Below are 10,141 nucleotides of genomic sequence, written 5' to 3' on the forward strand. Positions count from 1 at the left end.
AGCCCGCCAGCATCGCTGAAGCTTTGGAATGCATTTGATTCTGTTGAGTTTGAACCGCCGCCACCTAAACTCATGCTAATAATATTGGCGCCCGCTTGTGAACAAAGATTTGCAGCTTGAGCTAAATCAGATGAGTAACCCCACCCGTCGGCGTTAAATACTTTGATGATGTGCATATCAACACCAGGAGCCATGCCAATAACGCCAAAACCGTTATCTGCAGCGCCAATAGTTCCGGCTACATGTGTACCGTGTGGACCACCATTCTCGTCCCAGTTGCCTGTACCACTGTCATTGTTACCGGTAATATTATTCCACACAAAATCAGCATTACTGCGATCGAGACCTGAGTCGATTACACATACTTTGATGCCCGCATTAGGGTTGAATGTGACCTGATCGGCTTGCGATTGATAAACTGCATAAGGTGTTATTTGGGTTGTCATTGGATTACCAATGTCGTCGGAAAAGCCCATTAAATGACGTCGTTGATCTTCTTCAATTAATTTAACGTGTGGGTTATTGAGTAATCCTTTAACTTGATCTAAATCTTTGCCGGTAAAAGTCGCGGCGATAAAACCTTCTCCATCAACATTAATTTGTGCACCTAATTTTTTGGCAAGAGCTTTTACAATCCCTTTTTTTTGTGGGTCAACTTGAATGACATAACGGTCGTCGCTTGCTTGTACATGTGCCGTTGCTGTAAGACCAAGAGCTAATAGTGACATTGAAATAGTCGATAGTTTCATAGAATAAGCATTCCTATTTGTTATTATTTTGTGGTGGTTAACTCTGCTTTATAGACATCAACGTGGCTTAGTCTTCAGCAGTTAAATTATTTCTACACTTATTTTGTAACATAAAGTTCATTTGATTAACAAATTATTAACGTTGTGTGTTTTGGTTTTAACCACAAAACAGTTTTTTATTTGCTGTTTAGTCGAGTAGGGCATTACCATGATGCACAATAAGAGAATAACAAAGGGCATATCATGCGAGCTTTATCAATCAATGAGTCACCACCGCGCAGTCGGCAAACTGGTGCCTCTGGAGCCAAACTGTTACTGATTATTGCAGCAACGATGCTTGTTACAGCAGGGCTGACATTTTTTATTATCCGCACTTATATCTTTCCGTCACCGCTTACCCCAGTCAGCTTAAACGCTAAAGAAGAGCAACAATTGGATCAAAAATTGACTCAGTTAGGTTGGCAAGTTGAACCTCGCTCAGCGGTTACAGCATCAAGTGGTGATTCCCGTACTACTGATAATGTTAGTGCAGATAGTGATGAGTTAACCCCTGAAGCGTATCGTGAGTTTGACGCTGATCGGCAAGTGACATTTAGTGAGAAAGAAGTGAATTCGATGATTGGTCGTAATCCTGATTTTGCTCAGCGTGTCGCAATTGATTTTTCTAATAACTTAGCCAGTGCCAAAATGCTTATCCCGATCCCAGACGACTTTCCGATTATGGCTGGGGAGATTTTACGCGTGAATACTGGGCTTGATATTCATCTTGATGCTAATCGTCGTCCAGTTGTTGCGCTAGTTGGCGTGAGCTTAATGGGCGTGCCTATTCCGAATGCGTGGCTAGGAAACATGAAAAACGTTAACTTGGTCGGTGAGTTTGGCGATCGTGGCTTTTGGAATGCTTTTGCTGATGGTGTTGATGATATTCAAATTCGTGATGGTGAGTTGTCGATCAAACTGCGCAAGTAAATATTGTAAGTCGTTGGTGTTTTTAAAAGTGGGCGTTGATATCAAGCCCACAACTTAGTATTTATTTATGACTGAACTGTTCTGGGCTTGCTCATTCGAAGTGTGGCTCATTCGAAATACGGTTCACTATATGCGCGACTATTGTCGATGATACTCTTTTCAATCCGACGATTGCTAAGTGCGATAAAGTACCTTCACCACATGCCAGCCAAATTTGGTTTTGACGAGGTGCGGCGTAATGAGCTCGCCGTTGAAACAGACTTTATCGAATGGTGGCACCATTTGACCTTTTTTAAATTCACCCAAATTGCCGCCGCTTTTGGCCGAAGGACAGCTAGAATGTTTTTTGGCTAAAACATCAAATTTAGCACCGTTATTAAGCTGCTTAATGATGTCTTCAGCCTGAGTTTGGTGTTTAACTAAAATATGTAATGCTGCTGCGGTTTTGGCCATGTTGGTGCCTGTATTTATTTGTTTGAATGGGTAGAGCAATGTTTAGCGCGACATTATACCTGCTTAGTCGACCAAATTGGCATGATAATCTAGCAATAATTTGCTCTGTTATGGGGCATGGCCTGTTACTGTTTGCTCTCCTTATCGATTGAACATCTACATGGATCCTATAAAGTAGATGCATGCTAGTAAAATGCCGCAAGCAAATAACAAAAAAGGAAATTTTTAATGCTTAAGCGAATCATACCCTTATGTATAGCGAGTGCGATGACAATGGCTACACCAGTTAATGCAGAAGAAGACAAATATATTTGGTTAGAAGATGTTGAAGGCGCTAAGCCGCTGGCGTGGGTTAAGCAGCAAAATGCTGTGTCTACAACACACATTAAGGCTTACTCAGGTTTTGATAACTTAGTCTCAAACAGCCTAGAGATTTTAAACGATAAAGCCCGTATTCCTTATGCCACTCGTATTGGCGATTATTTGTATAATTTTTGGAAAGACGAAATCCACGAGCGTGGTATTTATCGTCGTACCACACTGGCGGAATATGCTAAGGCTGAACCCAACTGGGAAACCGTGCTTGATATCGATGCCCTTGGCAAAGCAGAGGGGGTTAATTGGGTATTTAAGGGCATTGAATGCCAATATCCACAGAACGAGCGCTGCTTTGTGTCGTTGTCTCGTGGGGGCGCAGATGCCGCTGAGGTGCGAGAATTTAATTTAACCGCAAAAGCGTTTGTCGACAGCACTCAAAAGCCGTTTGTGTTGGCTGAAGCTAAGTCAAGGTTAAGCTGGATTGATAAAGATACCGTGTTTGTCGGAACTGATTTTGGTGATGCGCAAAGCATGACGGATTCAGGCTATCCAAGTGTGGTTAAATTATGGAAACGCGGCACACCGTTGTCTGCAGCCAAATTAGTGTTTAGAGGTGATAAAGCCTCAGTTGCCGTGTCGGGTTATGTGATGTTTGATGATAAAACACCGCTGAATATTGTCACAGAAAGTTTAACCTTCTACACCGCTAAACATTATGTTTATCAAGATAGTAAGTTAGTGTCGCTGCCTATTCCTAAAGATGCCGATTTAAAAGGTTACTTTAAAGGTCAGCTATATATAGAGTTAAAAAGCGATTTAGTCACCCCCAAAGGTACTTTCAAACAAGGTGCCATTGTTTACACACCCGTTGATAAACTCATTGCGCAAAAACCTGAGTTTAGTGAACTGGTATCGCCAACGAAGCATGCTTCTATTTCACAAGTCGCATTTAGCCAGAATGCCATTTTTGTCACTTGGCTAGATGATGTAAAAAGCAAACTTGTACGATACATGCAAAACGATAAAGGTGAGTGGCAAAGCAAACCTGTGCCATTTGAAGCCAATGGCACCTTAAGTGTGTTTGATGTTGAACGTGATAGTGATGATTTTTTTGTTAATTACACCAGCTTTTTAGAACCAGCCAGTTTATATCGCTTAAATGGTGCCAGCTTAAAAGCCGATAAAATTAAAGCAATGCCGCAACAATTTAGCGCCGATAAGTTTGTCACAAAACAGTACTTTGTTACGTCAAAAGACGGCACTAAAGTACCTTATTTTGTGGTGATGGCTAAAGACATTAAACTCGATAGTAGTAACCCTACATTACTTTATGGTTATGGCGGTTTTGAAGTATCGCGCTTACCAGCCTATTCGGCCACAATTGGTAAAAACTGGTTAGAGCAGGGCGGTGTTTATGTACTTGCTAACATTCGCGGTGGTGGAGAATACGGCCCAGCCTGGCATCAAGCAGCGTTAAAGCAACATCGTCATAAAGCGTATGAAGACTTTGAAGCCATTGCCGAAGACTTAATTGCTCGCAAAATTACGTCAAGCAAGCATCTTGGTATTCAAGGTGGTAGTAACGGTGGTTTGTTAATGGGCGCAGCATTTACTCGTCGTCCTGAGCTGTATAACGCTGTAGTGTGCCAGGTGCCATTGTTGGATATGAAGCGCTATAACAAGTTATTGGTTGGTGCCAGTTGGATGGGCGAATATGGTAACCCTGATATCGCAGAAGAGTGGGAATACATTAAAACCTATTCGCCATATCACAATTTAAAACAAGGGGTTAAATACCCTAAAGTGTTCTTCACCACGTCAACACGTGATGACCGTGTGCACCCAGCGCATGCGCGTAAAATGGTGGCGAAAATGGAAGACATGGGCATAGATGTGTTGTATTACGAAAACATTGAAGGTGGCCATGCTGGCGCGGCAGACAATACTCAGGCCGCCGAGTTAAGTTCAATGGTTTACGCATACTTAATGCAACAGCTTCGTTAAATTTATCAGTAGCCAGGGTTGAATAAAAAAGGGTTTCAGCGCTGCTGAAACCCTTTTTTTGTTTTCAATATTCACAGCTATACAGTGTTAAACTATTTATCTAAGCGGTGCATACCCAGTTTTGTATATTCAAGCCGTGCTGCGAAAATGATAAAAAGAGCCGCAGTGTAGTGCTGCGGCAAATAGCCTGAAGCTAATGAGCACAAGTGGTTTTCTCTCGCCATTAGCCGGGGGGAGGCTGAATGATGATTAATTGCTTGGGTCAATCAACTCAATTTCATTACTGGCAAGCGCGCCCTTAATTTGGACCGCAACCTTAAAGACCATTTCAGCATTTGCCGATGCTTTACTTTGTAAGTCGAGATCGCTCACATTAAAAGTATATTTACCCGCAGTATCTGTCGCTTCTAATGTGCCTGTACAGGTGTCGGTGGCTGTACTATCGCATTGATAGTTTTGAGTGACATGCCAACGTTTCCAAGCTTTAGGCTTTATGGAAGGTGAGGCCGGGTCAGGAAAACCAAAATACACAATATCGTAATTGGCTACGTTCGTTAGCGCTTCACCTTCACTATTAGCAACAGTGAATGATAGTGCGCCAGTAATGGAGTCAAATGTGTCGAGTTTAACCACCACAGTGCTGGCATCATCAATACTCACGCCATCAACAACAGGCGGTACAACTACTACTGGTGGCACAACAACAGGTGGCACAACAACAGGGGGAATAACAACCACTGGTGGCTCAGTGACAACTTCGTCATCATTGTCGCTATTACAGCCAAAGATTAACAATGAACTCGCTAATATGGCGCTAAGATATTTAACCTTCATGATGCGCTCCTTAATTGTAATGCCCTGTGTGACAAGTGGTACATTCCATATCCGTTTTCACGCTAGCTGCAGAGCCCATCGTTTCGGTAACGCCATGACAAGACTGACATGCCTGCGCTTCAGCAGACGGTTTTGCTTCTGCTAATACTGAAATATCTTCACCGGCATTGGCACGATTGAGTAAATCAACAATATAAAAAGCCATGCTGGCAGAGAGGCGTTTGCAACGTTCACCTTTTAACGCAAAAGGCTTTCCAGATGCCGCAGACCAATTACTAATAGATGAATGGCACAGTGGGCTGTTAGCAATAGAGGTTTTACCTACTTCGAGTGATTTAGCATCTGTAGAGCCAATGCCCGCAATGAACTCAGCAGATGATAAAGGTAAATCGTTAGTTTCGTAGTAGCGGAACGATGCACCAATAATGGCGCTGTTTTGCCCATTAATATCATCAAGAATATTAATCAACATACCGGCAGCATTAAGGTTGCCACACAATGTTCCTTGGCCAACCACGCCTGCCCAACCATAGCCTGCTAATGCAGTAGGGATAGTGGCAAACTTACTGGCGTCAACGCTGCCAGATGCCGCTAGCATAGTCACAATGGCGTGAAACACTTGGTGCATACAACCGCCCCCCGTTTCATAGGCAAGCTTTGCTGTTAGCATCGCATCAAGTGGCGCATATTTAAGTTTTTCACCTAGTTCTAAACGGTAGTTTCCATCTGCGTCTGTGGCAGCAAATGCAGACGTGCCTAATAATGTTGCCCCAGCTGCTGCAGTGCTTAAACCAATAATCTGTGTCAATGCTTGACGTCTGTTCATGCTCATAATAATCACCCTTTACTCATCGTTATTTTATTATTCCCAATCTCTAGTGTTGGGGGTTTTTGAGTTGTTAGTAAAAAACGGGCTAACAACTTGATGTGGTAACAATAAGCAATAGAGCAATTAAAGATGTGATTCAAAGCAGATAAAGATAGCAGATTGAAATATGGATTTTTAGTGATTATGGCATCGTTTTTTTACGGACAATTTGACTTAAATTTAAGGGTTTTCATGATGTAAGTCTCATTATTTTCCACATTTCATACATCTTCTCAGCCATTTAGTCTGTTTTTAAAATCATGAAATGACGTGATATCGCTCACAAATTGATTAGTTTGCACATTTAAAGGCTTACATTTTATAAGGAATAAAGTGCTTAAGCATCAGGATCACAGAATTAATAAGATTTTATGCATACACTTCAGTATGTCGAAATTAGGTCAATTATAGAGGCGGTCTACATGCAATTGGGGCATTGCAGGTTCAGTATCGACAAAGGGGAGTTGATTAACCAGGAAACTGGGGTGGTGTGGCATCTTCCCAGAGCCGAATTACATGTGCTGACTTTATTGGTCGAGTATCAAGGGAAAGTTGTTGCTAAACCATTATTAGAGTCAGGTCATGAAGACGAGTCACATTTAAGTTCAGCGTCAGTCGCTAGGGCTATTTTTACCTTACGGTCTTTTCTTGGACCACAATATGAAACGCTTATCGAAACAGTAAAAGGCCAAGGTTATTTGCTAAGGCATCATCGTGCCCGTAAAGAAACCGACAATAAAGTGGGCCGCGTATTCATTCGACCATTACAAGTTTTGCTGGTGGTCATAGCCCTTATTAGCGTGTCGCTGGTAAGTCTATGGTGGTTTAATCAAGTCGGCCATGCTGTCAGCCCAACCATGCCGTTGAGTATAGAAACGGTGAGCTTAAATTCAGGCCAGCAAGTCGATGTGATTTTATATTCCCCTTCAAACACTAATAACGAGTTGCTGACTGATCAAGGGCAACAGCTCACACAAAGTTTATTAGGTTGTACCGAAACGGTATGGAATAAAGCTTTTTTATCGTTATCGCATGACAAGCAAGTACTGAATATTACTTTAAGAGGTGATTATTTGGGCCAGTCTATTATTCGTAATTTAAAAATTAGCGACTTACGCCAACCTAAACGATTTATCAATTCAGCATGGCTTGAACAAGTGAACATTTGCGACTCGTTACCTGTTCGACTTGCCTCATCTCATCGATCTCAGGGGCGTTAGTACAATGGCAAGAAAAGGGTTATGGATAGTCAACATTGTCATTCTGCTGTGTTTGCTGGCCAGTATTGGTGGCATTTACGCGTTAACATCTAAGGCTCCGAGCTTTATGTTGAGCTGCAGTTCAGAACTGTTTAATCATGAAGTTGATGCAGCAGACAGCGATCATTACTTATTGGTCGATTTAGTCTCTAAAGATGGTTTAGCCCAAATTAACTATCGCTATTATGATTTAGATGGCAATTCTGCTGGCACGTTAGCGATGACGGGAAAAGTGAATAAAATAGATGCTAAAAGGCAAATGTACGATATTTCAGTGACCACTAAACAAGAGTATTTAGGTGGGAGCAGTCTCGATACACCTGCACATTATGAATATTTATCGTATGTGAGCGGAATAAATTTAAACAAGAGTGGCATGCATTCATTAAGTCTTCAGGTGTTGGAACGCGATGAAGCAAAAGATTATGCAGTAGTACTTTTTCAGCCGAGTAATACCGTGTGTGGTTGTCGTTTGGTGCATTAATTTATGCAAACAAAAAGGTCGATGCAATGCATCGACCTGTTAAGTATTTAACCCTAGCTCGGGTTATTTATGCTTTAACCGAGTGTAAGGTCACTTTTTCTGCTTCAGCTGCTTGGGGCTGAACCTGAGTATTAGACTGAGTTAACTCTCCAACAGGTAAAATAGTTCGGCCGTATTCAGCATTAAGCACTTGGGCCATGGCAAAGTAAATGGCGCTTGCTCCGCAAAAAATACCCTCAAAACCTGCAATAGTGCCAAGCAACGCATTACCGGTAAAGTCACGAGCGGCCAATAAGAAAAACAAGATAGTTAATGAACCAAATACTACTTGTTTTGCCCGTGGATAACGTAACGATCCTACAAACATAAAGGCAGTAAAGGTGCCCCATAGTGTTAGATACCACCCCATAAAGTGTGCTGGACTGGCGGCTATGCCCATATTTGGCATTAGGATGATGCCCACTAAGGTTAACCAAAATAGGCCGTATGAAGTAAACGCGGTGGTGCCGAAGGTGTCGCCACGCATAAAGCACATCATACCGACAATAACTTGGCCAATGCCACCGTAGAAAATCCCCATTGCGAGGATCATCGAATCAATTGGAAAATAGCCAGCATTATGAATATTGAGCAGTATGGTTGTCATGCCAAAGCCCATTAATCCTAATGGCGCCGGATTCGCTAATTTTGTAGACATTGTGTTCCTCTAATGGAAAAGTTCAACGGCGAATGTAATGCCGCCAAAAGTGAATCTGTACCCTTATGGGCAAGGCGCGCATTTTAGAGAAAGCGTCTGTGGGTAGCAATAAGCAAGAATGGGCATGTTGCGTGAATGATAAAATAAATATTCACCTTTAAAAACAATAGCTTAACTGATTATTTTTATGAAGTAGTTTAAGGGTGGCTGGGATGATTATAATAAGTTGTTTAAATTCAATTAGATAATGGCATTGCATCGGAATGGGGTGACATAGTTCAAGTTGTTGCTATTGGTGTGATGAGTCTCAAAAACAGCATCGTTATATCATTCACTTGGGTTATTAAGCCGTAGCTGATAAACGTAATTTTGTGATGCAAGCGATACAAATTCACTAAGTTTGTTGTGGCCTGCAAAAATAACATTTGCTGCAAAATTTATCTCTATGGTCAATAAATGCCGACTAGCACCGACAATTTCCTGCTGCTACTTTGCGTATTATACCAAGCTCATTTACCCGTTCGATTACTTCACCTATCGAGATGTTTGGTCGCAGATGACAACTCATTTGTTTGATTTGTGTGCTAGACCACAGACGCGCTTTCGTGTGATAGCTAGTCTGTAGTTAGGCTTTAACTAAAACCACATTAAATATACCAGCATCTTTGTGGTTTATTGGCATCGGAGGTTATATGCAACATAGGTTTATCACTACAGTATTAGGGACTTTAAAGCCTAATCTACTGCAATCACTTGCCCAGGTTAGCCGTGAAATAGGTGCAAGTTGGGAAACCAGTAAAGTCATTAAACTCGACGGGCAATTTGTGGCCATGATGAGGGTGATGATAGATGTCGATAAGGAAGCGGCATTAAAACAAGCATTAGAGCAACAGTTTTCACAATTAACGTTCGTCTATGCAGAATATGAGCATGATTCTGTTCGTCTATCACAAGAATGTAAACTCACTCTAGATTGCAATGATCGCTCAGGTTTAACCCATGATATGAATCAAATTTTAGCCGATCTTGAGGTAAGCGTAGACCACCAGGAATGTTACCGTGTGCAAGTCACCAGTTTAGGTAAAACGGTGTACAGCGCTAAGCTGACATTAAGATTACCGGAAAATGTGACTATCGCATTGTTAATTTCACAGCTAGAAACATTAAGCGATAATATTCGAATCGAAGTTAACTAACCTGTCCCTCATTTGGGCAATCGTTCATCGTTTTCCTGGAGTGGCTTCGATTCAGAAGTAGTGAACTATCTTGAGCTGAGTTCGCTAAAGACTACTTTGTTTCTGCCACTGCTTTTGGCTTGATATAACGCGCTGTCGGCGAGATCGATTGCTTGTTCTATTGGTATGTCTTGGTTACTGAGTTCAACGACCCCAAAACTGGCGGTCACGCTAATTTGCTGACCGCAATAAACAATAGGTGCTTGGTTAATCATGGCCCTTAATCGCTCGGCGACATTGATAGCCTCCTGATAATTGCTGCGCTCGATTA

At 41.9% G+C, this 10,141-nt stretch carries 11 protein-coding genes; 5 read left to right on the top strand and 6 right to left on the bottom strand.

Going from position 1 to position 10,141, the window contains the following annotated elements; translation table 11 throughout:
* Positions 1-749: S8 family serine peptidase (locus tag CXF78_RS02175; protein WP_180957030.1), on the bottom strand; the 749-nt coding region annotated here is incomplete at its 3' end.
* A 243-nt stretch (positions 750-992) separates the two neighbouring features.
* Here CXF78_RS02175 and CXF78_RS02180 point away from each other — a divergent pair.
* Positions 993-1,718 (top strand): hypothetical protein, encoded by a 726-nt coding sequence (locus tag CXF78_RS02180; protein WP_011639052.1) that lies wholly within the window; start codon positions 993-995, stop codon positions 1,716-1,718.
* A gap of 174 nt (positions 1,719-1,892) precedes the next feature.
* Here CXF78_RS02180 and CXF78_RS02185 read toward each other — a convergent pair whose 3' ends face one another.
* Positions 1,893-2,171: a peptidylprolyl isomerase gene (locus CXF78_RS02185; protein WP_011639051.1), complete on the bottom strand. Its 279-nt coding sequence runs from the start codon at positions 2,169-2,171 to the stop codon at positions 1,893-1,895.
* 228 nt (positions 2,172-2,399) lie between these two features.
* Here CXF78_RS02185 and CXF78_RS02190 point away from each other — a divergent pair, with 228 nt between their 5' ends.
* A complete protein-coding gene (locus tag CXF78_RS02190; RefSeq protein WP_102035842.1) occupies positions 2,400-4,493 on the top strand; it encodes a prolyl oligopeptidase family serine peptidase in 2,094 nt (697 codons plus the stop codon).
* Positions 4,494-4,742: 249 nt separating this feature from the next.
* On the opposite strand, the gene CXF78_RS02195 is transcribed toward CXF78_RS02190, so the two are convergent.
* Entirely contained in the window at positions 4,743-5,327 is a 585-nt protein-coding gene (locus CXF78_RS02195) for a hypothetical protein (protein ID WP_011639049.1), read from the bottom strand.
* 10 nt (positions 5,328-5,337) lie between these two features.
* Positions 5,338-6,159, bottom strand: a complete 822-nt coding sequence (locus CXF78_RS02200; RefSeq protein WP_011639048.1) for a cytochrome c3 family protein — start codon at positions 6,157-6,159, stop codon at positions 5,338-5,340.
* 458 nt (positions 6,160-6,617) lie between these two features.
* On the opposite strand from CXF78_RS02200, the gene CXF78_RS02205 reads away from it, so the two are divergent.
* On the top strand, positions 6,618-7,415 hold the full coding sequence (locus CXF78_RS02205; RefSeq protein WP_102035844.1) for a winged helix-turn-helix domain-containing protein: 798 nt from the start codon (positions 6,618-6,620) through the stop codon (positions 7,413-7,415).
* A gap of 4 nt (positions 7,416-7,419) precedes the next feature.
* Positions 7,420-7,938, top strand: a complete 519-nt coding sequence (locus CXF78_RS02210) for a hypothetical protein (RefSeq protein WP_102035845.1) — start codon at positions 7,420-7,422, stop codon at positions 7,936-7,938.
* A gap of 67 nt (positions 7,939-8,005) precedes the next feature.
* Here the strand turns inward: CXF78_RS02210 and CXF78_RS02215 are convergent, their stop codons facing one another.
* Entirely contained in the window at positions 8,006-8,635 is a 630-nt protein-coding gene (locus CXF78_RS02215; RefSeq protein WP_059747845.1) for an acetate uptake transporter, read from the bottom strand.
* Between the two features lie 692 nt (positions 8,636-9,327).
* Here CXF78_RS02215 and CXF78_RS02220 point away from each other — a divergent pair.
* Positions 9,328-9,831, top strand: coding sequence for a glycine cleavage system transcriptional repressor (locus CXF78_RS02220; RefSeq protein WP_059747846.1), 504 nt, complete (start codon positions 9,328-9,330; stop codon positions 9,829-9,831).
* Positions 9,832-9,896: 65 nt separating this feature from the next.
* Here the strand turns inward: CXF78_RS02220 and CXF78_RS02225 are convergent.
* The coding region (locus CXF78_RS02225; RefSeq protein WP_145991354.1) for a GGDEF domain-containing protein at positions 9,897-10,141 on the bottom strand (245 nt) is incomplete at its 5' end.

The sequence above is a fragment of the Shewanella sp. 11B5 genome (genome assembly GCF_002836795.1).
Taxonomy (GTDB): Bacteria; Pseudomonadota; Gammaproteobacteria; order Enterobacterales; family Shewanellaceae; genus Shewanella; species Shewanella frigidimarina.